Below are 26,086 nucleotides of genomic sequence, written 5' to 3' on the forward strand. Positions count from 1 at the left end.
CGCCCACAAACGGGCGACTGCACGGTGCAGATCGATGCAAGCCGATCAAGGGGTGACGACCACCTTGCCCAGCACTTCCCGGTCACGGATCAGCGCCAGGCCTTCAGCGGCCTGTTCGAGGGGCAGGACGCGGTCGATGATCGGATCGATCTTGCCCTCGGCAATCAGGTCGAGCAGGCCGACCAGGTTATCTTCGTAGAAGCTGTTCGAGCCTTTGATGTTGAGCTCGAAACTCCACACGTAGCGCAGGTCTTCCTTGGGGTCGTGGCCGGCAGTAGCGCCGCACACCAGCAGCGTGCCGCCACGCTTGATGCACTTGAGCGAGGGCAGCCAGGTGTCGCCGCCAGTGAAGTTGATCACCACATCCACGCCACCTTCGTAGGTACGGCGCTGCGGCTTGCCGTACTGGGCGATGGCCCACTTGGAGAAGTCGGTAGCGCGGTAGTTGATGACGTGGTCGGCGCCCAGCGCCTTGAGACGCTCGCCCTTCTCGTCGCTGCCGGCACAGGCGATCACTTCGGCGCCCAGCAGTTTGGCCAGGATCACGCAGGCGGTGCCCACGCCGCCGCTGGCGCCAAGGATCAGCACGCGATCCCCGGCCTTGACGGTGTTGTGGGTGATCAGCATGCGGTGGGCGGTGCCGTAGGCCACCGGCAGCGCCGCGGCCTGCTCGAAACTCACCGCATCGGGCAGGCGGATCAGTTGCCGCGCATCGACGCGTGCGTACTCGGCCATGCCGCCGTCGACCATCTCGCCCATCAGGCCGACATCGGGCTTGAGCGGGTTGATCAGCACGCGGTCCCCGACCTTCCAGCCTTCCACGCCCTCGCCCAGTTCGCTGATGGTGCCAGCCAGGTCGAGGCCGATGACCACCGGCAACGGCACCTTGATGCCGGGCATGCCTTTCACCGTGAAGACGTCGTGGTAATTGAAGGACGAGGCACCAACGCGAATTACCACGTGTCCGCTGCCCACTGCCGGTATCGGCTTGTCGGTGACGACGCGCAACTGGTCAAGGTCGCCGTGCTCGTCGAGTACCAGGGCTTTCATGGTCTTGCTCACAGTCGTTGTCTCCGTGATTACTGGATTTGTTTGGCTTGGGTGTAGGGTTCGGTGGCGAACAGGTCGTCCTTCAGTGCGCCCTTGATCAGGCCGCCGTCGATGAACACCTGGTGCTGACGACGCAGGGTCTCGATGTCCGCCGGCTCGAAGGCGATACGATTCATGGCATCCCACTGGCCGACGTACACGCGGGCATCCTTCTCCGGCAGGTTGGCGCTCTTGCGCAGGATCTCGACCACTTCATCCGGGTGCGCCTTGCCCCACGCCAGGGTGTCGCGCAGGCCGGCGATGACCCGGGCGACCACCTGCGGCTTGTCGTCGACCAGTTTGGCGCTGACCGTGCCGACGCCGATGTAGGGCACCGCGTCGGAATCGGTGAGGGCCTTCCACTCTTCGGCGAAACTACCCAGCCGCTTGACCTTCAGCTCGTCTTCGAGCTGGGCGATGGTGACCGAGCGCAGGGCCGCGCCATCGACCTGCTTCTGCGCCAGGAACTGCGCCAGGCGCGACTCGTTGCCGCCGACCAAGGAGAAATCGTTGGTCTTGATGCCGTGGTTGCCCGCCAGCACCGCACCGGCGATCACCGCCACCGAGGAGCCCGCCGGCGACATGCCGATCTTCTTGCCCTTGAGTTCGGCCAGTGAGGTGATCGGCGAGTCGGCCGGCACCACGAACTGCACGTCGGCCGGCTGGGTCGCGGCAAAGATGCGGATCGGCACGCCTTCGGCAGCCGTCGAGAACACCCCGGCCAGTGGAGCGCCGAACGCCAGGTCGATGGAGCCGGCGGCCAGTGCGCGAATCGGCGCATTGACGTCGGGGAAGTGCACGAACTCGGCTTCGATGCCGCGCTTGGCGAGGAAATCCTTGGATTCGAGCACCGAGCCGTAGCCCAGGCTCACGCCGCTGGTCCAGTAACCGATGCGGACCTTGTCCGCCGAATGGGCAGCAAGAGGCAGCACCGCGCTCGCGGCGAGGGCCGCGACGGCAATCAACTTACGCATGGAGTGATCCTTGATAGAGGAAGAAACTAGGGGGTTTTCCAACGAAACAGCCGACGTTCGAGGGGCTTGAGCACGCCCGCCTCGAGCGACAACATCAGGGCGACCAGCAGCACGGTCCAGGCGAACACCTGGTCGCTCCGCACCAGGTCCGCCGCCTGGCGCAGGCGATAGCCGATGCCATCCGAGGCGCCGAGCGTCTCGGCCACCAGCGATACCCGCCAGCCAAAGCCGAACGCCAGGCGTGCGCCGGAAAAGAAGTACGGCAGAATGCTCGGCAGAGAGATCTTCAGCAGGATCTGCAGCCGCGACAGGCGAAACGAACGCGCCAGCTCCACGTATTGCCGTTCCACCGTCTTCGCGCCTTGCCAGACGTTGGTCAGGATCAGCGGCATGGCGGTCATGAACACCACGAACACCGTGGTGGCGTCGGAGATGCCGAACCAGATGATCGCGAAGATCGCCCAGATCGCCGACGACACGGTGTTGAACACCGACAGCACCGGCTCGAAGAAGCGCGCCAGCGCCGGGCTGCTGCCCAGCGCCAGCCCCAGGGGGGTGCCTACCAGCGTAGCTAATGCGAAGCCACTGAACACGCGCCCGAGGGTGGCGCTCAGGTCATGCCAGAAGGTCTCGCTGTGTAGCAGACTGCCAAGCGCGGCGAAGACCTTTTCCGGCCCGGGCAGCACGAACGATGGCAAGCGACCTGCGGCGTACCACCAGAGCAGACCGACCACGGCGATCAGGGCGAAGCGTTGCAGGGCGAGGCTGGAAAATCGCTTGGCGGTTTCCATGTCAGACCTCCAGGCGCAGGCGGCGAACCTGCTCGCTGACGGCGGGCTCGGTGGGCACCCGCGGGCGCGGCAGGGCCATCGAATGAATCGCGCGAATGCGCCCGGGGCGCGGCTCCAGTACCACCACCCGGTCAGCTAGGACCACGGCCTCCTCCACATCATGGGTGACGAACAGCACCGTCATCCCGGTGAGTGCCTGCAGGCGCAGCAGCTCATCGTGCATCTGACTGCGGGTCTGCGGATCAAGCTTGGAAAACGGCTCGTCCATGAGCAACACCTGGGGCTTTACCACCAGGCTGCGCGCCAGCGCCACGCGGCTGCGCATGCCACCGGACAACTGATGCGGCCAGGCTTTCGCGAAGGCCTCGAGACCCACCAGGCGCAACACCTCGGCAACACGTTGGTCACGTTCCGCCTTGGCGATGCCTGCGCCCTCCAGCCCAAAGGCGATATTGGCCTGTACGCTGCGCCAGGGCAGCAGGCGGTCCTCCTGGAACAGGTAGGCGATGCGTCGCCAGTCGCTGAACGCCGCAGCGGTGTCACCAAAGAGGCGAAGGTGCCCCTGATCCTCAGCCAGCAGCCCGGATACGATGTTGAGCAAGGTGCTTTTGCCGCACCCCGACGTGCCCAGCAGCGCGACTATTTCGCCCTGCCCGACGTCGAAGGAAATATCACGCAGCACCTCGAGTGCATCGAAGCGTTTGCCGACCCCGTGCAGGCTGATCGCCGCTGTCGCAAGGTGCTGCTGCAGCGCCGCGTTCATCGGGCCAATCTCGCGGCCAACAGTGGCAGCGACGCGCCGGCTTCGCTGAGGCTGGCATAGACCTTTTCCAGCGTCATGGCCTGAAAGGTCTCGATATGCCGGCGGGCAATCAGCTCAGCGCGCTTGCCGTCGCCGTCTTCGAACGCGGCGATCATCGCGTTGTGATCATGTTTGATCTCGGGTTTGGTGCCCTGGACGTTGAAGCCCAGTGCTACCAGGCGCGTCATCTCGTCCATCAGTCCGGACAGTGTGCGCAACAGACGCTCGTTGCCCGCAGCTCTGGCGATCTCCAGGTGAAACGCCTTATTGGCGTCCATGAACACGTCGATCTGATCAGGCAGCGGCACCGGGTGGCGTACCCGGCAAGCTGTCTCCAACACGCGAAGGCGCTCGATGTCCACGCGCCCGACGGCCAGACGAGCGGCCAGCGGTTCAAGCTGCACGCGCAGGGTGAACACTTCCTCGACATCCTTCACCGTCACCGGCGCAACCTGATAGCCCTTACGTGGCAGCGACTGAATGAACCCTTCGTGGGCCAGGCGAGTAAGGGCGATGCGGCAGCTACTCTTGCCAATGCCATAGGCCTCCATCAACCCTGGCTCGGTCATCAATGCACCGGGCATCAGCCGGCAGGAGAGGATGTCGCGACGAATGCGAGCGTAAGCCGAATCACCCTGGCTGATGGTGTCGACGGGCTGTGAAGAAAGTGCGATGGATAACGACATTCGGCGGCCTATGAAGTGGCAGTGAGCAGCTCACAGGGCCGGCCTGTGGTGCCTACGGATAGCCGCTAACCTAGACTAGAAGAGGTCGTTTTCGAACGAATTAATTCCGCTATATATATAAACGGGAGGTATAGACTGAGCTTCTCAAGAAAGCTTTAGCGTATATAAAAACAGCTAGGAGCCTTATCGTGCGCGGCCTGAAGCTTTGGTTGAGCATGCCCTCACTACCCTCGGGGCAGCCTCCAGGGGGCGTCTGATAGCCATATTTTTTAAATGTGCGCGGTCGGCGCAACCTCAGCGCCAGCAACCGATGCGCCTGACGGACACGACTGCAATACGTCTGCCAGGCTCTCTCGTGTGAAGACTTGGCGCGCCGCTGCCATCACGACATAGCTGCTGGGTACGGCGCTCGAACGGCACAAGAGCAGCGTGAAGCGCTGCTCAGCGCATCACTTCGGCAGGCACTCGCGAATCGCATCCGTGGCAGCCTCGACATCCTCGAGCGTGGTGTAACGCCCCAGGCTCAGACGGATGCTGCGATACGCCTGAGCTGCATCCAGGCCCAGCGCGAGAAGCACGTGAGACGGCGCATTGCTGGCCGAATTGCACGCCGACGTGGACGAAAAAGCCAGGCTGCGGCTCAGGCTTTCGACATTGAACCAGGGGTTATCGATGCGCAGATTCAACGTGTGCGGCACACGTTGAGTACTACATCCATTGAGCTGCACCCCAGGAAGGCTTAGTAAGCCTTCGCGCATTTGCACGCTGAGCTGCGCGATACGCCGATTCTCCTCGTCCATTACCTCATTTGCTAATGCGAACGCGCTGCCCATGCCCACGATCTGGTGAGGGGCAAGGGTGCCGGAGCGCAGGCCCCGTTCATGGCCACCACCATGAATCTGTGCTTGCACCAGCGGGCGCGCACGCGGCCCCACGTATAGAGCGCCAATGCCTTTGGGGCCATAGGTCTTGTGCGCCGAAAACGACATTAAATCCACCGCCAAATGGGCCAGATCGATCTTCACCTTGCCGGTCGCCTGGGCGGCGTCCACGTGAAACAGTGCGCCACGCTGGCGAACCCGCTCGCCGATCGCTGCGATGTCGGTCAGGGTGCCGAGTTCGTTGTTGACGCGCATGAGCGACACCAGCAGGGTGTCGTCACGCAAAGCTGCGGCGACCGCATCAGGCTGGATCAGTCCATCACCATCGGGCTGCAACCAGGTGACGTCGAAGCCCTCTAGCTCCAGCTGCCGGGCAGTATCGAGCACGGCCTTGTGTTCCAGGCTGCTGGTCACGATATGCCGGCGCCCCTGTGTGGTGGCTGCCACGCCCTTGAGCGCCAGATTGTTGGATTCGGTAGCACCCGAGGTCCACACCAAGTTGTCGGCAGTAGTGCCGACCAATTCGGCAACCTGTCGACGCGCCGTCTCTACAGCATCACGTGCCCGCTGCCCAAACGAATGCGAGGATGAAGCAGGGTTACCGAAAATGGTATTGCGCCCCATGTGGGCCAGCATGTCCTGAATCACGACATCATCGATAGGAGTGGTGGCTGCGTAGTCAAAATAGCGCTCTGTCATGGGGATACCGCCTTCTGGGTCGAAAAAACGCCACCTAAAGCGGCGGATCAGAGCGAACATGCTAGGGGAAAGGCACAAGAATAAATTTGATATTTAGCTGCTACCTTCAAGCAGAAAAGAAATTTATTTCTACCAAAAACCATTTAAATAGAATTTACTTCCAATAATATTTGATTAAGTGCTTTTGTTATTCCTCAATCATCTTAACGAGCTACACCATGGATAAGTTCGATCACGCCATCCTCAGTCTTCTGCAGCACGACTGCACCCTCGCGCTGGGCGAAATGGCCGAGCGCGTAGGCCTGAGCAACACCGCCTGCTGGCGACGCGTTCAAAAGTTGGAAGAGAGCAAGGTGATTCGCGCGCGGGTGGCGCTGCTGGAACCGCGCCAGGTCGGTGTGCCGGTCACGGTTTTCGCCTTCGTGCGAACCAATCAGCACAACGCCGACTGGCTCAAGCAGTTTCATGACAAGGTGTCGGCCATTGACGAGGTGGTGGATTTCTACCGGCTGGCTGGCGTCACCGATTACCTGCTGCGTGTGGTCGTACCGGACATCGAAGGCTACGACGCGGTTTACAAGCGGCTGATTGAGATACCCGGTATCGCCGATATCAGCTCCAGCTTTGCCATGGAGCGCATCAAGTCTACTACCGCCCTGCCCCTCCCTGCCGGCATCTAGCCCGAGGTGGACTGCCCCAGTCGGCTGACACTTACCGAGCCTGAGATCCAGGCCCTGGTAGCCCTGCAAAGCCTAGTGATTGCATCCGATGCCACAAGGGGCATGCACCATTGACCTTTAACTGCGAACATCCGTGCTCGCGAGTCACTTAGCTCACCAGATGCTGCTCGTCGGCCCAGTTGGTATCCCTAGCAATACGCCCGCTGTTCACGGCGGGCGTTACAGCATAATTGCCTGGTTACCAGAAGGTTCCACGTAGGGTCAGTGTGAAGTTGCGCGGCTCACCGTAGTAGTTACCGTATTCGGAGGTACCGACACTGGCGTAATAGGTACGATCGAGAAGATTCCGACCATTGAGGGCCACGGTCCAGTTCTCATCTATGTCGTACTCGACCATCGCATCGTAAAGCGCATAGCCCGATTGGCTGAAGTCGTAGTCATGGCTATCGACGGCATTACCAGCATTATCGAAACGATATGCCTTGCCCGATACGTAGGTAGGGCTGGTTGCCGTTAACCCACCGCCGACGCGCCAATCCGAGAGAGAACCTGGCAGGGTATAGACGCTCCACAGCTTGAGCATGTGCTTGGGCGTGATCGTGCTGTGCAGCGTCGACTCGGTGTCGTTGCGCACCTGGTTATAGGTGTAGCCGGCCAGTAATTGCCAACCTGGCGAAATTTCCCCGCTGGCCTCCAGGTCGATGCCCTTGCTGGTGATCTTGTCCTGGGCGAGGAAGCAGCAGGATCCGCTATAGCCGAAAGGTGGATTGGGATAGGCGGGGTCCGTGACTGCCTGATTCTCACGGGTGATGTAGAACAGCGCGGCGCTGACGTTCATCGCGCCCCCGAACAATTCGCCCTTGAGCCCCGTTTCGTAGGCCTTCCCTGTCATGGGCTCGATGGAGGTCGGTGCGTCCTCGGGCGCCTGCATGCTCAGCGATTGCGGTTTGAACATTTGCGAGTAGCTGGCATAGGCCGACCACTCGTCACTGAGGGCATAGATCACGCCACCATAGGGGATCAGCGTTGTCCCCACTCGGTCGTGCACTGGGTCATCCGTCGTCCAGCCACCCGTGCCATCGGTATTGGCAGCCGTACTGTACGCGTGCTCGAATTTGTAGCGCTGGGCGCGCGCACCCAGTACTAGCTTGAGGGGATCGGTGAGTTGCAGACGCAAGGTCGAATACGCCCCATATTGCTCTCGCGTGTTGGGGGAGTAGTCACGCCAGAAACCACGGCTCGTTCCAGTGTCCGGCAGCGGAGTAGCGCCCGGATTCCACAGGTCGATCAACCCACCCTTGCCGTTGACGCCCAGCGCCGCACGCCAGCGGCTGGTGACTTTCTGGTAATCGGCCCCCAACAGCAATTCATGCCGACGGCCGAAGGCCTCGAAACTACCAGAAAGATTCACATCGAATACCGATTGTTTGCTCCAGCTTGACACGTAGCTGCCCCACCAGTACGTGCCAGTATTGGTTGTTTCATCCACCGAACCGTAGGGGATGATGCCCTCGGTGCTGGCGGTATTGAAGGAGTGGGTATAGGAGGTATTGAGTGTCCAATCCTCGTTGAAATGATGATCGAGCTTGGCGAACCACTCGCGAGATTCACTATCGCTCCACGCACGATTGTTGGTGAACCAACGGTGGCGCGGCAACTTCAGATCACCGCCTGTGCTGTAGCGCGGCAAGCCGTCACCCGTGCCGTTTTCCTTGACCTTGTCGTAGCTGCCGCCGAGTGTCAGCAGGGTGTCGTAGGTCAGATCGGCCTCGACGATGCCATACAGGAAGGGCTTCTCGGTACCGCGGTTGTCCATGAAGTACTGGCGATCCGTGTAGGCTGCCACGGCACGACCACGCAAGCGGCCCTCGAATCCCAACGGGCCGGTCAGGTCGACCTCGCTGCGGTAGTTGTCCCAGGAGCCGGCGGAGGTATTGAGCTTGAGTTGGTAACTGTCCAGTGGGCGCTTGCGCACCAGATTGACGATGGCGCCTGGATCGCCGCTACCGCCCAGCAGCGCACTGGCGCCTCTCAACACCTCGATATGATCGTAGGCTGCCATGTCGTACTGCCGCTCGCTGTAAAAGGTACCCACGCCAGTACCGATATCCATGGGCGCGGCGCCGTCGATCTGCAGGTTGTCGATGCCGAAGCCGCGGGAGTAGAACGCCAGGGTGTTGTAGTTGGCATTGCGTAGCGTGATACCGGGTGTCCACTTCATCGCGTCGGCCAAGGCCGTCATGCGCTGGTCCTCGATCATCTGCTGGCTGATGATCGACACCGCCTGGGGCGTATCCTTGAGGCTGACCGGCGTCTTGGAACCCACGCTGACCAGGCCCGTGGTGTAGGAACCGCTGTTCTCGGTGGCCTCTCCCATGCCCTGCCCCTGAATTAGCGTCGCGCCAAGATTCATTGCGTTGTCCGCTGAAACAGGCTCGGCCACTATAAAGCTGCCATCTGTCGTTTTCTCCACTCTCAGGATCGAGCCGCGGAGCAGCTGTTGCAAGGCCTGCTCGACGCTCAGCTCGCCACTCAACGCTGGAGCCCGCAGGCCTTCGGCGCTATCGGTGGCGAACAGTATGCGCGTGCCGGTCTGTTCGGCCAGGGCATTGAGCGCCTGGTCCAGCGGCTGAGCGGGCAAATTGACGCTGTGCCTGGCCTCTTGGGCATGCAGGCTGGAAGCCAGCAGGATGCTGGCAGTCAACAGTGACAGCCGGTCGAACCGCGAGCGGCGCGATGGTACGTTGTTGTTCATGAAGCTCCCCAATGACGCGATCAGAAATGACGTTCATGGGAGAAGGCGGATGAGCGTCGCGGGATGTTGAGGTCGGAATGTGAAAAATTCTCGTTTATTTTTGAAGCCGCTTTGCCGAGAGCGAATACGGATCCGATTTATAGGATCGGGGCGTGATTTAGCGCCCATTGCGCGCTCACACGGTCGTTCGCAGAACGCTTGTTTCTCTATCGCCCGCTCACCACAACGCTGCCATCACCACCGCGGCTGAGCATCACCGGCAGGATGGCCGGCAACAGGTCGATCAGTGATTCCACCGCCGCACTGTCGAACTCGCCGGACACCCGCAGCTCGCCAAGACGCGGATCGGCCAGGCGAATCGGTGCTTGGCGGTAACGGCGGATATCGGCGAGCACGTCACGCAACGGTGTGCCGTCGAAGCGCAGCTTGCCCTGCTGCCATGCGGTCGCGCGGAGTGGGTCGAGCGAGGTCACAGAACCCAGCCGCTCGCCACTGGCCAGCAGTTGCTGGCCACCATTCAGGCGCTTCGGTGCAGCCTGGGCCGACGATACGTCCACCGCGCCGTCAATGACGGCGACAGCCACCCCGCGGCTGTCGCTGCGCACGTTGAATACCGTGCTGATGTCGCGCACCGAAACGCCTTGGCTGCGCACAATGAAGGGCTTGTCACCCGGCGCCACGGTGAAGGTCGCCTCGCCCTCCAGCAGCTCGAATTGCCGGCTGCGCAAGCGCTGTTCGACCCGCAGATGGGTCGCACTATTTAGGGCGATTTGGCTGCCGTCGGCCATCAGCAAATGGTCACGCTGGCCGTAGACCGTACGAATCTCGTCGCTATGCCAGGCCGGATCGACGGCCCATAGCAGCGCAGCCACCGCCACTAACGAAAGGCTACCTCCGAGCAACTGCTTACGCCGTCGCTGGCGGGCCGTCTGCGCCTTGGCCTCGGCTAGCAGCGTTTCGCGAGACGGCACTCGATTGCGCAGTGCCTGCTCGAATGGCGTCAGCGGGTCATTACCATCGGGGCGGCGGGGTTCAGTCATGATTCAGCGACGCCCTGCCAGGGCTTGGCGCGCCGGTTCCCAGTTCTGGGCGATGCCGCGCATGGCTCGGGCGAAGTGTTGGGTGACCATGTTTACCGAAATGCCCAGCTCGTCAGCGATCTCACGCTGTGGCATATCGTGGATGCGGTGCAGCAGAAAGACTTGTCGCGCCCGGGCCGGCAGCGCATCGATGATGGACAGCAGTGCCTCGAGTTGCTGCTCGAAATCCAGCGCCGCCGCACCGTCGAACCCATGCACATGCAAATCGGGTACGTCGGCAGTCGGCTCGAAATAGGCATCACGGGTAATGTCCGCGCGTCGACGGTCGATGGCGCGATTGAAGGATGTACGGCGCAAGAAGGCGAACGGCAGCTTGACCGCCTGCTGGGGTGGCTTCTCCAGTAGCTGTAGGCAAACGTCATGCACTACATCGCGGGCAAATTGACTGCCGTGAAAGCGCCGGCGGATATAGGCGACCAAGTCATCATAATGCAGCGCCAGAGCGCTGATCAGTTCCGAGTTGGGAGGAGACTTGGCCATGAGAAGAATGCGGATAACTGAAAGTGAGTCGCATTATATATAAACGTCCGCAGTTGCCTATCCTGGGCAGACCTTGATTTGAGCCTTTGCAAAGATGAATAGCGGCCGCCCACGAAGTTCGCTGCGACAGGTCCCATCAAAGCCGATTAGCAGGAAACTAGGCAGCCGTGGATTCACCCGGCAACGCTTGCCGATCAGTAACGCATCATCTGCGCCGCCTGCTCGGTAGCTTCCGTCGTCCGGGTCGCTAGCTTTCGCACCTCATCGGCGACCACAGCGAAACCTCTTCCTGCCTCTCCGGCTCGGGCCGCCTCGATCGCCGCGTTCAACGCTAGTAAGTTGGTCTGGCTGGCAATGCTCTGGATGGTGCCGACAATCTGCGTGAGCTTCACGATGTTGGCTTCCAGGCTGCGCTGGTGAGCTACCTCGGTCTCGCGCATGGCGTTCTGCTGATGTTCGAGATCAACGTCCACCAAGGCACCGACCACTCGCAGCGGCGCGCCTGCGGCGTCACGCTTGGTCTGCCCGCGAGCCCGGAACCAGCGGTACTCACCGCTCTTCATCTTCAAACGATATTCGATGTCGAAAGGCGTCTTGCCTGAACGATCGTTAAGGTGGGCCTGGAACGCTTCGAGGCTGTAGGCTTTGTCCTCTGGATGCAAGCGCGATGCCCAGCTGTCCAGCACATCAGGGAACTCCTCAATCGTCTCGAAGCCCAGCAGACGACGGAACTGCGGCGACCACCAAAACGGGTTCTTCGGGTTGACTGGGTCACCGGCGATCACCTCCATGTCCCAGAGGCCGTCCGAGAGCATTTCCCGGGCAAGCTCGAAGCGAGTGATGATTACATCGTGCTCCTCCTCACGCTGCAGCTCATCGTGGATATCCCGTAGCGCCCCGGCGACCCGTAGCGCTACGCCACGGCTATCACGAAGGGTTTCGCCCTGGGCGAAGAACCAGCGGTAGGTGCCGTCCTTCATGGCCAGGCGATTTCTGACCCGATAAGGGGTCATGCCAGACTTGTCGTTCAAGTGCCGAGCGAAGGCATCCAGCGTCGCCGCCTTGTCCTCGGGATGCAGGCGGTCGGCCCAGCTGGCCAGTACGTTGGGAAAGTCTCGCTCATCACGAAAACCCAGCATGGCCCTGAGCTGCGGCGACCACCAAAACTGGTTGCGCGGGTTCACCGGGTCGCCGGCTACCACTTCCATGTCCCAGAGACCTTCGCTGGAAGCTTGGTTGACCAGATCGAAGCGCGTCTCCGAGGCGCGCGCGCCAGCCTCTGCCTCAGCCAACATGCGCCGTGTGGCAGCCAGCTCGCGCTCGAGCTCGGCAATGCGCGAGTCGCTCTGCACAGCTTTCTGTTCGCGTGAGGTCCATTCACGCTGCACTTCTACCCAGTTGGCAGCCCCATGGCTGGCCGCACCTTGGGCGCAGATCGGTAGCGAAGCGCTCAGTTGTTTGAGAGCCTCGAGCTCACTGCGCGGACGAAAGAGATGGAGCATGGTTCGGTACTCAGAGGGGAATGCGAGAAATGCCGAATCCATGGCGAACGGGTGTGCTTTTCAGCTGGGTGGCCACGCTGTGCCGCAGATAGATGAGCGGTCAGCGTCGGGTAGGACTGACGCACACCTGAAAGGTTGCGCCTTTTTTGCCGTCATTATGATATCTAAGCGTGCGGGCAATTCCACGATATCGCGACCTGACGGCGGCGCGTCGAGGTTCCAATAGCCTGTTGACGATCTTTAGGCGCATGCAGCGGCAACTACGAGGCAGAAGGCACCGCCCACAGATAGTTACCATTCCATGCTACGGGAATGATCGACCGCTCCCCATTCAGCCGCCAAAATCAACCAGTCTGGACCGAAAGATTATGAACAGGCGCCAAGCCCGTTCAGCGCAGAGACAACAAGCGCTGAACAATGGCCTTCAGCTCCTTCACGGCAAAGGGCTTCAGCAGAAGTTCGGTCTGGCCGCTTTTGAGGGCGATTGCCGGGACGGCATTTTCCACGAAGCCGGAAATGAACAGGACCTTGAGCGTAGGGCACCTGTCGAGCGCGATCACCGCCAGTTCATCGCCGCTCATCTCGCCGGGCAGGCCGATGTCCGTGATCAGCAGCGCTGCCTCGGAATCGCCCTCCAGCTCCCGAAGTGCCTGTGCCGCGTTCCCGGCCTTGGAGACCTTGTAGCCGACCTCCTCCAGCGCCTCGGCGATCAGGTCGCGAATGGCTGCCTCATCGTCGACCACCAGTATTGTGGCGCTATCTGCCTGGAAATCCTGCTCGACACTGGTGGGCAGACTCACATCGAGAATGGCCGCCTGACTGTGATGCAAAGGCAGGAGAAGGCTTACCGAAGTGCCCTTGCCCATTACCGACTCGATGCGAGCCTCACCCGATGATTGCTGGGCGAAGCCATACACCATCGAAAGGCCCAGGCCCGTGCCAGAGCCTAGCGGTTTGGTGGTAAAAAAGGGATCGAACGCACGCTCGAGCACGCTTTGTGGCATACCCATTCCGGTATCCGTCACCCGCAAGAGTGCGTATTGCCCGGCATTCAGGGGCGCGGCGCCCTGCGCGGCATCAATGCGGGTCTGGCTGATCTCGATCTGTAGCCGGCCCCCATGAGGCATGGCGTCGCGGGCGTTGATGCACAGGTTCAGTATCGCGTTTTCCAGCTGATGGGCATCACAAAAGCACAGCAAGGCGTTGTCCGGCGCGACTATCTCCAGATCAATCCGCGGCGTGAGGGTTCTACTGATCAGCTCTCTCATATCCTGAGCCAGCAACCCCAGGTCGACGACTGAACTGGCCAGCGGCTGACGCCTTGCGTAGGCCAGCAGGCGGTGGGTGAGCGAGGCTGCACGTCCTGACGCATTACGGGCCAGCGCGACGTAGCGCGGCAGATCCGCCTGGTTTCCCTGAGCGATACGCTGCTCCAGCATGTCCAGGCTACCGGTGATCACAGTCAGCAGGTTATTGAAGTCGTGGGCCAACCCGCCTGTTAGCTGGCCCACAGCTTCCATCTTCTGGCTTTGCTGCAACTGCGAGCTTACTTTCTCGAGCGCTTCCTGGCGCTCCCTGTACAAGGTGATGTCCCGCGCGACCGCGAAATAAAGCCCCTGTCGGCGTGCAATCCGCCAGTTCAGGTGCAGCGGTTTGCCACTGGCACGAAAGCCTTGGGTATCGAGCTCTGCGATGGCCCCTTTGTCCAGGCTGCGCAGAGCATCCGAGAGTTGTGAGGGGGAGATGAAGCTGAAAAATGCACCGGCCTTGAGTTCCTGGTCGGTATGCCCGGTTTCGGTCTGCCAGGCCGGATTCATCGCCACGATGTCCCCGCCTTCGGAAACCGTACAGATCAGGTCGGGGGATACATTCCAGATGCCATCGCGCTCCAATGTACGGCGCTCGACCTCATGCTCCAGCCGATGATTGACATCGTAGAGTGCGTTCAGGGTTCTTTGGAACAGGGCGCAGACAACGGCCATGCCGAAAGTCACCAGGGCGAAACTCGCGCTGCTGATCCAGGCGGTCGAGCCATCGTTGAGGCCAATCTCGCCAATGAACAAGTAGTGTGCGGTGAGCACTGCTAGAACGCAGCCCAGGGCGGACGGGCCAACACCAAAGCAAAAACCGATGAACATCAGCCCCGGTATGAAAAACAGGTACGGTAGTGCCGTGAACGGAAGCTGAAAGCGCACCGCGCCACATAGCGCGATCACCATGACGGTGCCCGCGTAGCGAACCGCCGTGCTTGGCTGGAAGCGCGCCAGCCGGCGAACCAGCTCAAGGCTGCGAGAGAGAATACCGATCAAATGAGGCTCCGTTGGGGCCAGGTGGGAGAGCGCTGATGCGAATTGTCGGCAGTCGGCAAGGCGGAAGGTTTCCACCGCAGCTGATTATCGGCAGTCGCCCGTGCAGCTTTAAGTAATTCGGCATCCAGCCCCATAGTTTCTGACCAACAGCCTGATGGCCAACCACAATTGTGTGGATACGGCGAGGTGGTAAACTCAAGGCACTCAGTGAACACCTGATTTTACTATTTCAACCCCCTTGGTACTCATAGTAGCCGACATGACCACGTGCCATTTACCACCCGCAGAAGAACGCGCACGATTGGTCGATGTAGACCGGCTGACCTCGGATTTGGAGAGCGGCTCTGATCCTGTCCTCAACAGCATCGTGGCGATGGTTTCCAGCTATTTCGAGGTGCCCACGTCGCTGGTCAGCATCATCGAGCGCGACTATCAGGTTTTCAAAGCTCGCGTGGGGATGGAGCCTGAACGTACGTCACGGGAAATGTCGTTCTGCGTCCATGGTCTCGACGAGGGGTCCTTATTGGAGATATGCGACCCTGTCGCCGATCCACGCTTCTCCGATAATCCATTGGTAACAGCTGCCCCGTTCATCCGGTATTACGCAGGTGCTCCGCTGACAATCAGCTCAGGACAGAGCCTGGGCCGGCTTTGCATCATTGACCATAAAACGCATGCACCAATGAGCGAGCAAGGACGAAGCCTTCTGCGTAACGCCGCTCAGGTGGTAGTACAGCGATTGGAATCCATCCATCGCTCGCACTACATCGATCCGATGACAGGCCTGCCCAACCGCCAACGTTTTGATGCGGACATTCAGCAGAGGCTCGAGCACGAGGAGCGCGTTGCCATTCTTGTCGAGCCACTCTCTGCGAGTGGGATGGACAGCTTGGCGAAGTCGCTCGGGAGCGAGTTCTTCACCCATTTCATGCTGGCGGTCAAAGAACTGCTCCTGCAGCTGCTGCCCGCGGAAACGCGTTTGTACCGCTCCGGTACTCTAGGCTTCGTCGCGCTGCTCAGCTCCCGAGCACTGTCGCTGTCCTGCCTGGTCGACAGTATGGTGCATGCATTCGAACGGCCGCTCTACTGTGCGGATATCCCGGTTTTCCCCGATGTGGGAATCAGCGTGCTGCATCTCAAGGGCGAAGCCGGCGCGCCAACGGACATCCTGCGTTTGATGTCGAGCATCACCGATACGGCGCGCCGAAGTGAGTTGCGTTGGCTCGACTACGATCCGGCGATCGATTCGAGCCTGCGACGTAGCACCGCACTGCTCAATGACATCGAAGCGGCACTTGCCGCCGTTGATCAGTTCAGGCTGGTCTACCAACCTCGTGTCGATTTGGCCAGCAACCGGTGCGTTGCCGTTGAGGCATTGCTGCGGTGGTCGCATCCCACGCTGGGTGAGATCAGCCCCACTGAATTTATCCCGCTGGCTGAAACTACCGCCTCGATTCGTCATATCACCAGTTGGGTGGTAAGGCGCGTCTGCGAGCAGTTGTCGGACTGGCGCGCCCAAGGCCTGGAAATAACCGTTTCCTTGAACGTCTCGGCACTGGACCTGACTGACGGGCATCTGTTCGATCAGTTGCTCGAGGCTCTGCGAGCGTTCAAGGTGGAACCCCGATCCGTCGAACTCGAATTTACCGAGAGTGTCCTGGTAACCGACTTCCAGGCCGTGCGAGTTCAGTTGCAACGCTTCCGCGATCTGGGGGTGGCCATTGGCATCGATGACTTTGGCAGTGGATACAGTAACTGGGCATACCTGCGCCAAATTCCGGCAACCAGCGTAAAACTCGATCGCTCGCTGCTGGCTGATCTCCAACCGGGCAATAGCGAATGGCACATCATCCGTGGCCTGATCAGCCTGGTGCGTGACCTGCGCCTGACCGTCGTCGCGGAAGGGGTTGAAACAGAGCTGCATTACCACCTGCTGCGAGGCTGGGGCTGTCAGCAAGGCCAGGGGTATTACTTCGCAAAACCCCTATCGCCAGTCGCCCTTCTCGCTTGGTTTGACGAAGGTAGCTGGCGTTCAGGCTGAGGCACTGCACTCTTTTCCGCTGAGACTGAAGAGCATTTGCTTCGCGTCAGATAGCACTGATGTGAGATTGGTCATCTCTGCACGTTCGAGAAGCAAGCAATGCCTCATCTTATCGCCAAGGTTCGAAGCTTGAACCCGAGATAACCGATAACTGCAGAACTGTCGAATGCTGCTGCAAACCAGGGCCCGACAACAGTTTTTTGGCAGAGGGCGATCAGCCAAGACCTGCCGACCACTCGGGGCTTGGTTGGCATCACCTGAAGCTCTTTGGCGCCTCCTGAACCCGGTGCGCGTCCTGCCGTTATGAGGATGGCACCAGCAGCCCGCGCAGTATCAGTTCCATGGCACTGCTCGCCCTCGCCAAGCGAGCTGAGCCCTGATCACCCTCAGCAATCCAGGATGCAGCGTCGGCAAGACTGCCATAGATCAGCGATGCCAGCGCTTCGGAGTCTGTGTCTTCCACCACGCCCTGCTCGATGAGTTCATCAAGTAGGCGCTGCATGGACTCAACACAATGCCGCTGCGCCTCGGGTGAAGCACCGCCCAGAACGGATCTGGCATCTCTCAACACCAGGCGCTGAAACTCAGGCTCGAGCGCCATCTCCAGATAGGCCAGGCAGCGGCTTCGAAAGCCCGTCCACGCGTCGTCGGCACTGTCGGAAATAGCCTGTAGCCGCGAGTCCATCTCAGCGTCGATCTGTTCGACCACGGCTGCCAGTAGACCCTTTTTGTCGCCAAAGTGATGATAGAGCGCGCCTCGCGTCAGACCTGCCCTGGCGGTGAGGTCATCCATCGATGTATCGGCAAAACCACACTCGCTGAACACCTTGCGGGCGGTGGCTACCAAGGTTGAACGGGTTTCTTCCATCTCGGCGCGGGTACGACGAACCATCAGACTTCTCCTTGAACCGGCCTGCATGAGCATTTACATACGCAGCGTATGAATATAGGATTTTATTCATACGCTGCGTATGTATTCTCCATCTCACTCAATGAGCCTGCAAGCGGGTTTTTCAGGAGCGTCAAATGGCCACCCCTTATCACGAACTATTCAACGCACCTGGCAGCAAGGCCTTTGCGCTGGCAGGCCTGTTAGCGCGCGTGTCATTGCCAATGACGGGCATCGGTATCATCACGTTGATCGCTCAGCTTTACGGCAGCTACGCGCTTGCAGGGATGGTATCCGCCACCTTCGTGCTTACCTACGCGCTGGCGTCGCCCCAGGTTTCCCGCCTGGTAGACAGATACGGGCAAAGCCGCGTGTTGCCTCCAGCAACCGGCATCAGCGCCCTCGGGCTACTGGTGCTGATCGGCGCCTCTTGGTGGAGCGCACCTCACCTGTACCTGTTCGTTGGTGCGCTGCTCGCGGGCTTCATGCCAAGTATGTCTGCGATGGTAAGAGCACGCTGGACGGCACTCTATCGAGGTCAGCCGCACCTGCAGACCGCTTATTCGCTGGAGACCGTCTTTGATGAGTTCACGTTCATCCTGGGCCCACCCATCGCGGTCGGACTATCCGTCGTGGTCATGCCCCAGGCCGGACTTCTGGTCGCCATGATGCTGTTGGTGTTCGGCGTATTCGCGCTGCTGGTACAGCGATCGACTGAACCGGCTGTCGACCCTCAGGCCGTCTCGTCAGGCTCTGGAACCTCCGTGATCCGTCTGGCGAACGTTCGGCTGCTGGCGCTACTGATGGTGGCAATGGGCGTTATCGTTGGCACGGTTGATATCGTCAGCGTGGCATTCGCTGAACAGATCGGACAGCCAGCAGCAGCCAGCCTGGTGCTCTCAGCCTACGCCATGGGCTCTTGTGCAGCCGGACTGCTGTTCGGTGCACTTCGACCAAAAGTCTCGCTGCGTGTCCAATTATTAACCGGGGCCATGGCCACAGCTGCGACAACTCTTCCCCTTATGTTCGTCGGCAGCATTCCTGCCCTGGCTGCCGCGGTATTGATCGCGGGTCTTTTCTTCGCTCCGACCATGATTGTGGCGATGACCCTGATCGAACGCCTAGCGCCCGAGCGACAGCTCACAGAAGGAATGACCTGGCTACTAGCCGGTTTGAACGTAGGCGTGGCGTTCGGAGCTGCTCTGTCCGGCCAGATTGTCGACCAGGAAGGAGCCCAGGCAGGATTTCTTCTAGCGCTTGTGGCAGGAGCCGGCGTTCTTCTGGTCGCGCTACGCACATGGATGCATCTGCAAAGGCTGGAAACTAGGCTCGACGCTTGAGCATCAGGATGAAGAACAGACCACCGAGCGCTGCCGTAGCGATGCCGATAGGCAGGTCTTCCGGGGCGATCAGTGTTCTTGCCGCTACGTCGACCCAGATCAGAAACAATGCCCCGAGCAGCGCTGCGACCGGCAACAGCCGACGATGTTCGGCACCGACCAGGCTGCGGGCGATATGCGGAATCATCAGGCCGACGAAGCCGATGGCGCCGGACAGCGATACCAGCACACCGGTCAGTAGCGACGTACAGACAAACGCCTGTAGGCGCAGGTGCTTGCCACTGAAGCCCAGGCTCACGGCGGCTTGCTCGCCACTCATCAGGGCATTCAGACCGCGTGCCATGACCAGCAGCGCAGCGAGGCCGAGCGCCACACAAACCGCAGGCAGCCAGATCACGTCCCAGCGCGCCGCCCCCAAGCCACCGAGCATCCAGAACACCACGGATGCAGCAGCATGGTGATCGCCGGTATAGAGCAGCAGATTGACCAGCGCCATCAGCACGAAGGACACCGCCACGCCGGCCAGCAGCAGTCGGTCACTGTCCAGTCGCCCGCTACGCCTGGCCACCGCAAGTACCAACAGCATGCTGCCGAACGCGCCGATAAACGCGGCCAACGGCAGGCTGAAAATGCCGATGAACTCGCCCAGGTACATCACCACCAGCACCGCCCCTAGCGCAGCACCGGAACTGACGCCCAGCAGATGAGGATCGGCCAGCGGGTTGCGGGTAACGGCCTGCAACGCAGTGCCCACCAAGGCCAGGCCGGCCCCTACCAGTGCGCCGAGCAATACCCGTGGCGCGCGGATCATCCAGACGATCTGCTCCTGGCTGCGGCTCCACTCGCCGCCATCAGCGAAACCCAGTTGCTTGCCGAGTATTCCCCAAACATTGCCAATGGGTACGGCAGCAGGGCCAAAAGCCAACGCGCCCACACTGGACAACAACAGGCAAGCCAGCAGACCCAGGATCAGCCAGCGATAGGCAGCAGCGCTACGAACAGGCATTAGTGCTGCCCATCCTTGACGAGTTGTGGATGCAGAGCTGTCGCCAGCTTCTCGATGGCCAGCGCGTTTTGCACGGAGGGTGTGGCTTCCAGATAGGTCAACACGATAAAGCGCCGCTCCCTGATCGCCCGTACCTCCTTCAAGGCTGGCTGCTGGAGCAGGAAGTCGCGCTTCTGCTGCCAGGTACGTGGGCCGTAGTCGACGATCACGATCACTTCGGGATCGCGCTCCACCACGCTTTCCCAGTTCACCTGCGTCCAGCTGGCCGCTACGTCATCCATGATGTTGTGGCCGCCGGCCGTATCGATCAGCGCCTGGGGCATGCCCAGGCGCCCTGATGTGGTAGGTCGGTCTTCGCCGCTGTCGTAAAGAAACACCCTGGGCTTCTCGCTCGCCTGGCTGACGGTGTCACTCACCGCGTTGATGCGCGAGCGCAGCTGCGCCACCAGCGCTTCGGCGTCGGCCTGCACAGAGAAAATCTCGCCCAGGTTGAGCAGGTCGCGGTACATATCATCCAGGCTCGCCCGGCGCTGCTGCATGATCCGCGAACACGATTCGGTCAGCTCATAGACGGCGATCCCGAATGGCTGCAGGGTTGCCGGCGTCACCGGCCCACCGACGCGCATGCCATAACTCCAACCAGCGAAGAACAAGTCGGCCTCTGCATCCAGCAGCGTTTCGATGGAGGGATAGCGGCTGGCCAACTGTGGAATATCCGCCATGGCTTCAAGCACCCAAGGCTCGCGCGGCTTGCTGTCGCCAAAGCCGGTATAGCCGATGATACGGTCATGCAGACCGAGGCTCAGCAGCATGCTGGCAAGGCTGATGTCATGCACCACCACGCGCTGCGGAGCCTGATCGAAGGTCACCTGGCGGTCACAGCTTCGCACCGTCAGCGGATAGTCAGTGGTGCTAGCACTGGCAGCAATGGCCGTCACGCTCAGCAAGCAGCCGACCAGCAAAGGTTTGATCATGGTTGAGTAATCCAGGTAATTCGTGGGTAGCCGTGCAAGGGATGGTTGTCGACCAACGCCTCCACGCCGAAAATCTGTTGCAGCAATTCGGCTGTCAGCACCTCGCTGGGTGTACCGCTGACGATCAGCCGGCCCTCGTCGATCACGTACAGGCGATCGCAAAAGGCAGCGGCCAGGTTCAGGTCATGAAAGCTGGCCAAGGTACTCAGGCCCAGGCTGCGCAGGTGCTGTAGCAGCTCCAGCTGATAGCGGGGATCCAGGTGATTGGTCGGCTCGTCGAGAATCAACAGCCCTGGCTGTTGAACCAGGGCGCGCGCCAGCAGCACACGCTGTTTTTCTCCGCCCGACATGGTGGCGAAGGCATGATCGACGCGGCTGCCAAGGCCGACCTGTTGCAACGCTTGTGCAACGACCCGAGCGTCTTCAGGTGTGTCGCCGTCCAGTAAGCCCTTGTGCGGTGTGCGGCCCATGGCTGCAATATCGCCTGCTGTCAGCCCGAACTCCTGGGGAAACTCCTGCAGCACTACCGCGATACGCTGCGCCGACCAGCGTGGTGAACGGCGCCAAAGATCCTCGCCATCCAGCTCTAATCGGCCACTGGCCGGCTGCGTGGAGCGATAGGCGCAACGTAGAAGGCTGGTCTTGCCGCTGCCATTGGGGCCGATAAGCCCGACAAACTCACCCTCATCAACGTACAGGTCGATAGCGCTCAGTAACCAGCGCGGCTCGCGGCTTCGGGTATCAACGGCCCAGGACAGGCCTTCGATGTTCAGTGTCGACATAGTCGCCCTCCGAAGCGCACCAGCGATCAGCCGGTGCGCCTTCGCTCAAAAGCTGTAGTCGGCGGTGACGAAGAACGAGCGCGGCTCGCCCAAATACCACTGCCGACCATTGTTACTGGTGGTCGTGGCGTATTGGCGATCGAACAGGTTGTTCAGTTGAAGACCAAGTGTCAGGTCAGGTTGGACGTGCCAGTCGAAGTTGGCATCGACCACGGTGTAGCTCGGCACCTCAACGGTATTGGCATTGTCGCCGTAGCGGCTGTCCACATAGCGCGCCCCAGCTCCGGCGCTGAAGCGCTCGGCAAAGTCCTTGCTGAGCCAGAGATTGGCGGAGCGACGTGGCACGTTGAGCGGCTGGTTGCCCGAGAAATCGCTGCTGCCGCTGATGAACTCGTCGTACTCGGCACGCACCCAGGAAGCATTGGCAGACAATTGCACGTCATGGGGCAAGCGCAGCTCAAGGGTTGCCTCGATGCCATCGGCGGATTGCTGACCGACCTGCTGTTGAATGGCAGGGTTGAGCGGATCAGCGCTCAACAGCTTTTTCTTCACGATGTGATAGGCGGCAAGCGTCCACTCGCCATTACCCTCGAGAAACTGCTGCTTGATACCCAACTCGGTTTGTTTGGCAGTGCTCAGATCCCATTGTTGCTGAGCCGCCGTCAGCGTCAGCAGGTTGCTCACGCCCTCAGTGCTGGTGGCGTACTGACCATACAGCGACAGATCCTCGGTAACCGCGAACACCAGCCCGGCTCGCCAGTTGCCACCGCTAAGGCTACGATCACTGCGGGTGCCGGCGAGCAGATCATCCCGGTTCAGATGCACCTGATCGCGGCGTACACCGGTAATCAGGGAAAGCTGCTCGGTGAGCTGAGTACGATTTTCAGCGAACAGCGAGAACTGGCGAGCCTGGTTGGCTTCGCGAGAGCGGTAAGGATCGGTGCTCACATAGTCGCCGCCGCCTGATTGACCCAGGCCGATGGTGTCGCTGTAGGTATTGCCAAAATCGTGCTTTCGCACGAAACGAATGGCGTTGTAGTCGGCGCCGAACACGGTCTGGCTGTCGAGCCCGAACAGCGAGTGTTTCAAGGTGAAGGTCTGGCGATCGCCGATCTGTTCCTGGGTCTGCTTGATGCTGATGAAATTGCTGCGCTGTACCAGGTCACCTGGTTGCCAGGCGTAGGTCTCGGCGTTACGCCAGCGGCGCTGCATCTTCAGGAAATACAACTGATTGCTGGCACTCAGATTCTCGCTGATCGTCCAGTCGGTCACCAGTCGGGTCGACTGGTCGTTGTAGCGAATGGTCGGGTCTGCGACGTTGTAATTGTTGTCGCGCAGGCTTTCGCGGAAACGTCCATTGACCAGAGGGGTTCCGAAGTACTGCATCGGCTCCTGATCACCGTGATCATGGCTCAGGGTAAAGCTCAGGTTATCGGTGGCGTCCCAGCGCAACGCGGCACTGACCGCCAGGCTTTGCGAGTCACCGCGATCCACCCAGCCGTTACTGGCCTGCTGATTGAGATTTAGACGGTAGCTGAGGCTATCGCTCAACGAACCGCCGCTGTCCAACGCAGCCTGGCGGCGATCATCGGAGCCATAACCCAGACGGATGCGGTTGCGAATGTCGCCTTCGAAAGGCTTCTTCGGCACTACGTTGATTACGGCACCCGTGGCCCCTTCTCCGTAGAGTACCGAGGCAGGCCCGCGCAGAATGTCGATGCGCTCGACCGACCAGGTATCGACCGGAAAGGTCACGGTACCGGCGCCCACGTACAGGCGATTGCCATCGAACAGTTGCATGGTCGAGGCATGGCCGGCGAAACCTCGCGCAGACAATGCTGTGCCACCGTTGCCGGGCGTACCGATAAAGGTGATGCCTGGGGAGCGAGTCACCGCGTCCTGCACGGTGGCATTATTGCGCTTGAGCACCTGCTCAGCACCCATGCTGGTGACACTGGCAGGTGTCTCCAGCGCGGTCAGCCCCAAACGTGAGCCAGACGTGGTTGGTGTATGCTGGTCGGGTTGAGGTGCTACGTCAGCGGCGCCAGTGATCGCTGTAGAAGGCAGCGCTAGAGCTCCATCATCTTCAGCGGCGTCAACCGGCAGCGCGAGCAGCATACAAGGCGCCAGGCATCGGCGAAGAGATTTGCCCGACAGGGCATCAAACAGAGAATTACGGGACATATCGTTCCACTCGAACAGGAATGAGAAAATCCCGGAGGGAACAACGCATAGGGAATCGCAGGCGCAACAGCCCACGGAACCGGCCTGCGCCCGCCCACCGCGGGTTTGCCAAACGAAGTTCCAGGCCGGTCTCCGGGCTCGCGAGGGTCATGAAGCATTCACCTTCCCATGCCAGAGCACAGTGGTGTTTCGAATGCTTCGCTCGCATACCGTTGCGGGGGCAGCGCCGGACTGATCACCTGAGTGACGAACCGGCTTCCCGTTTCATCCCATGCACGGCGGCATGGGACACCTGAAACAGGCGCGCATCTGATCATTGATGGACGGTCAGTGTCCAGCAAGATCGAAGGTCATCGTCGATGAGTGGCACAAGCAAGTGTGCCCATGGTGTGCTCGATAAATCGTCGAGGATCCTGCTCTGGGCTGACGGGCTATATGGCCAGTCGACAGGCATCTTATGGCCGGTAGCGGGCCTCTCAAGCCCTTCCCATTTCTTCGTACCAACCATCTACAAGATGGCTCTGCTCACCCCAGAGCAGGCCCGCTATCTCTTGCATGATTTCGGCTAGCAACTCGACGTCCGCACCAACCGCTTCAAGGCAAGCCTGCCGGCCTCTTGACCAATCGAGAATGCAGCACTGAGGAAATCTTTCAAGCAGCGGCCTCAGAACTTGCCGCGGATCCACGCTAGCACCATACCTAAAGTCGAAATATGGCGCCTCCGAGTCCTGAAGCGGGTAAAGCAGTATTCCGCTGTTGGCGGAGCCGGCATAGCACAGCGTGACGTAACGGTACGCCCATTCAGAGCTACCGTTTTTAATACTGCGAAGCACTTCGAGGAGCGGCTCGTTTTTGCAGAAGCGGATGTACGTGCCTCTGGAGGGAAACTCCAGAGCCCAGCTGGGCGCATCCATAAAAGTGGCGCATTCATCTTCGTTCATGATGGTCAACCGTTCGGACTCGCCTTACGTAGCGTGATGAGTGCTTGGCATCTCTCTGCGATTTCCGGGTTAGCAGCAGCTATCTTCGATACCACTTGATACATCTCGTGGGCGTCTATAAATGGATAGACATCCAGGCTCAGGGCAATCGTAATTTTACGCGCGTCCTGCCCCTCCCTAAGCCACGTCTCGACCTCACGCGTCATGGCAGAACCATTGTCGGTTGTTTGCCAAGCCAACAGATTGAAAAGGTCACCAACCAGCCCAGCGGCGACTGTTTCAGGTATTTCCTCGAACAGGCGATTGGCCAGGTTAAGCTCGCCGAACACGCTGACCACCTCACGCACAGAATCAAAGGCCAGGTCGTATTCGGCGGCCTTGCGCTCAATCGCGATGATATCGAGCGTTTGTTTTAGCAGCGGGTGCATTCGGTCATTCCACGGTTTCGCAAACTTCGGTTACTCATCGGGCACAGGATTCAGTATCCCTCTCTACCCGGCGCCTGAACTACCCTGCGCATTGTACGGACACTAACTTTGTCTAGATACTCGATTGCGGTTCCTGGATTGTCTGCTGCTTCGGCGTCAGCGCCTTGGCAGTCGGCATGGCGCTCCCCGCGCCCTAATTGCAACTGGGCGACTCAGCGGCGTACTGTGGTCTCGCCCGCGTCGAGGGACTTGGCGACTCCAGGGCAACTGTAGCCTTGCCGGGTTCTACCCCATTTCCACGGACGGTTTGAAAAGGGCTGAAAACTTCAGGTCTTGCCGGGCGACTCTACGACGCATTCGTGGGTTATGAAACCGTTCGATGTAGTCGAATAAATCTGCCCGTGCTTCATCACGAGTTTGATACGACTGATGGGCAACGCGCTCCCGCTTAAGCTGACCGAAGAAGCCTTCACAGGCAGCGTTGTCGCCGCAATGCCCGACGGCACTCATGCTGCAGACCAGCGTATTGCGATTCAGAAAACGCTGGTAGTCAGCGCTGGTGAATTGGCTGCCGCGATCCGAATGCAGGATCACCGACCAGTCACCCTGGCGCTGCCAGATCGCCATCTCCACCACTCGAATCACCATCTGCCGATCCTGACGGTGATGCATCGATCAACCGATCACCAGCTTGCTGTACAGGTCAAGCACCACGCATAGGAAGAGCTTGCCTTCCAGTGTGGCTATTTCCGT

General features: G+C 60.3%; 20 protein-coding genes, 3 pseudogenes and 1 riboswitch. Of the genes and pseudogenes, 3 read left to right on the plus strand and 20 right to left on the minus strand.

The features are described from left to right. Positions 1-45: 45 nt before the first annotated feature. The 6 genes from BVH03_RS12815 to BVH03_RS12840 all read right to left on the minus strand — a co-directional run bounded on the left by BVH03_RS12815 (position 46) and on the right by BVH03_RS12840 (position 5,922). Positions 46-1,062: a zinc-binding dehydrogenase gene (locus tag BVH03_RS12815; protein ID WP_075961535.1), complete on the minus strand. Its 1,017-nt coding sequence runs from the start codon at positions 1,060-1,062 to the stop codon at positions 46-48. 17 nt (positions 1,063-1,079) lie between these two features. Continuing rightward, positions 1,080-2,063: an ABC transporter substrate-binding protein gene (locus BVH03_RS12820; protein ID WP_075961536.1), complete on the minus strand. Its 984-nt coding sequence runs from the start codon at positions 2,061-2,063 to the stop codon at positions 1,080-1,082. Positions 2,064-2,089: 26 nt separating this feature from the next. Beyond that, positions 2,090-2,854, minus strand: coding sequence for an ABC transporter permease (locus BVH03_RS12825; RefSeq protein ID WP_075961537.1), 765 nt, complete (start codon positions 2,852-2,854; stop codon positions 2,090-2,092). Between the two features lies 1 nt (position 2,855). After that, positions 2,856-3,617, minus strand: a complete 762-nt coding sequence (locus BVH03_RS12830) for an ABC transporter ATP-binding protein (RefSeq protein WP_075961538.1) — start codon at positions 3,615-3,617, stop codon at positions 2,856-2,858. Next, a complete protein-coding gene (locus BVH03_RS12835; RefSeq protein ID WP_075961539.1) occupies positions 3,614-4,342 on the minus strand; it encodes a GntR family transcriptional regulator in 729 nt (242 codons plus the stop codon). Before BVH03_RS12835 ends, BVH03_RS12830 begins: the two co-directional genes overlap by 4 nt. Before the next feature lie 449 nt (positions 4,343-4,791). Next, a complete protein-coding gene (locus tag BVH03_RS12840; protein ID WP_075961540.1) occupies positions 4,792-5,922 on the minus strand; it encodes a cysteine desulfurase family protein in 1,131 nt (376 codons plus the stop codon). A gap of 218 nt (positions 5,923-6,140) precedes the next feature. Between BVH03_RS12840 and BVH03_RS12845 the strand changes: the two genes are divergently transcribed. Continuing rightward, complete coding sequence (locus tag BVH03_RS12845) at positions 6,141-6,602, plus strand: Lrp/AsnC family transcriptional regulator (protein ID WP_075933214.1); 462 nt, start codon at positions 6,141-6,143, stop codon at positions 6,600-6,602. Positions 6,603-6,840: 238 nt separating this feature from the next. Here BVH03_RS12845 and BVH03_RS12850 read toward each other — a convergent pair whose 3' ends face one another. The 6 genes and pseudogenes from BVH03_RS12850 to BVH03_RS12870 all read right to left on the minus strand — a co-directional run bounded on the left by BVH03_RS12850 (position 6,841) and on the right by BVH03_RS12870 (position 14,748). After that, entirely contained in the window at positions 6,841-9,357 is a 2,517-nt protein-coding gene (locus BVH03_RS12850) for a TonB-dependent siderophore receptor (RefSeq protein WP_075961541.1), read from the minus strand. A 206-nt stretch (positions 9,358-9,563) separates the two neighbouring features. Continuing rightward, complete coding sequence (locus tag BVH03_RS12855) at positions 9,564-10,397, minus strand: FecR family protein (RefSeq protein ID WP_075961542.1); 834 nt, start codon at positions 10,395-10,397, stop codon at positions 9,564-9,566. Positions 10,398-10,400: 3 nt separating this feature from the next. Further along, entirely contained in the window at positions 10,401-10,937 is a 537-nt protein-coding gene (locus tag BVH03_RS12860) for an RNA polymerase sigma factor (protein ID WP_075961543.1), read from the minus strand. 218 nt (positions 10,938-11,155) lie between these two features. Continuing rightward, positions 11,156-11,359, minus strand: a pseudogene (locus BVH03_RS27220) (methyl-accepting chemotaxis protein); the annotation flags it as partial. A 66-nt stretch (positions 11,360-11,425) separates the two neighbouring features. Then, positions 11,426-12,481 (minus strand): annotated as a pseudogene (locus tag BVH03_RS27080) (PAS domain-containing protein); the annotation flags it as partial. Positions 12,482-12,828: 347 nt separating this feature from the next. Next, positions 12,829-14,748, minus strand: coding sequence for an ATP-binding protein (locus BVH03_RS12870; RefSeq protein ID WP_075961545.1), 1,920 nt, complete (start codon positions 14,746-14,748; stop codon positions 12,829-12,831). A gap of 301 nt (positions 14,749-15,049) precedes the next feature. On the opposite strand from BVH03_RS12870, the gene BVH03_RS12875 reads away from it, so the two are divergent. Beyond that, the gene (locus BVH03_RS12875) at positions 15,050-16,789 is read left to right on the plus strand and encodes a GGDEF and EAL domain-containing protein (RefSeq protein WP_256574695.1); all 1,740 of its coding nucleotides are present in this window, start codon (positions 15,050-15,052) and stop codon (positions 16,787-16,789) included. A 301-nt stretch (positions 16,790-17,090) separates the two neighbouring features. Here the strand turns inward: BVH03_RS12875 and BVH03_RS12880 are convergent, their stop codons facing one another. Then, complete coding sequence (locus tag BVH03_RS12880; protein ID WP_075961547.1) at positions 17,091-17,681, minus strand: TetR/AcrR family transcriptional regulator; 591 nt, start codon at positions 17,679-17,681, stop codon at positions 17,091-17,093. A gap of 134 nt (positions 17,682-17,815) precedes the next feature. On the opposite strand from BVH03_RS12880, the gene BVH03_RS12885 reads away from it, so the two are divergent. Further along, positions 17,816-19,018: an MFS transporter gene (locus tag BVH03_RS12885; RefSeq protein WP_075961548.1), complete on the plus strand. Its 1,203-nt coding sequence runs from the start codon at positions 17,816-17,818 to the stop codon at positions 19,016-19,018. Here the strand turns inward: BVH03_RS12885 and BVH03_RS12890 are convergent. The 7 genes and pseudogenes from BVH03_RS12890 to BVH03_RS12920 form a co-directional block, all read right to left on the minus strand. Continuing rightward, positions 19,002-20,024, minus strand: coding sequence for an iron ABC transporter permease (locus BVH03_RS12890; RefSeq protein WP_075961549.1), 1,023 nt, complete (start codon positions 20,022-20,024; stop codon positions 19,002-19,004). The two genes, BVH03_RS12885 and BVH03_RS12890, sit on opposite strands and share 17 nt — an antisense overlap. Further along, positions 20,024-20,998 carry an ABC transporter substrate-binding protein gene (locus BVH03_RS12895; RefSeq protein ID WP_075961550.1) on the minus strand — a complete coding sequence of 325 codons (975 nt, stop codon included), beginning with the start codon at positions 20,996-20,998 and terminating at the stop codon, positions 20,024-20,026. The genes BVH03_RS12890 and BVH03_RS12895 overlap by 1 nt, the downstream gene beginning before the upstream one ends. Next, positions 20,995-21,780, minus strand: coding sequence for an ABC transporter ATP-binding protein (locus tag BVH03_RS12900; protein WP_075961551.1), 786 nt, complete (start codon positions 21,778-21,780; stop codon positions 20,995-20,997). The genes BVH03_RS12895 and BVH03_RS12900 overlap by 4 nt, the downstream gene beginning before the upstream one ends. Before the next feature lie 45 nt (positions 21,781-21,825). Further along, complete coding sequence (locus BVH03_RS12905) at positions 21,826-23,964, minus strand: TonB-dependent siderophore receptor (RefSeq protein ID WP_075961552.1); 2,139 nt, start codon at positions 23,962-23,964, stop codon at positions 21,826-21,828. Between the two features lie 105 nt (positions 23,965-24,069). Then, positions 24,070-24,275: riboswitch (cobalamin riboswitch) on the minus strand. Between the two features lie 165 nt (positions 24,276-24,440). Continuing rightward, positions 24,441-24,905 carry a hypothetical protein gene (locus BVH03_RS12910; protein ID WP_143485956.1) on the minus strand — a complete coding sequence of 155 codons (465 nt, stop codon included), beginning with the start codon at positions 24,903-24,905 and terminating at the stop codon, positions 24,441-24,443. A 5-nt stretch (positions 24,906-24,910) separates the two neighbouring features. Further along, positions 24,911-25,333: a hypothetical protein gene (locus BVH03_RS12915; protein WP_075961554.1), complete on the minus strand. Its 423-nt coding sequence runs from the start codon at positions 25,331-25,333 to the stop codon at positions 24,911-24,913. 285 nt (positions 25,334-25,618) lie between these two features. Beyond that, positions 25,619-26,086 (minus strand): annotated as a pseudogene (locus BVH03_RS12920) (DDE-type integrase/transposase/recombinase); the annotation flags it as partial.

This window comes from Pseudomonas sp. PA15(2017) (assembly GCF_001945395.1).
Lineage (GTDB): Bacteria > Pseudomonadota > Gammaproteobacteria > Pseudomonadales > Pseudomonadaceae > Aquipseudomonas.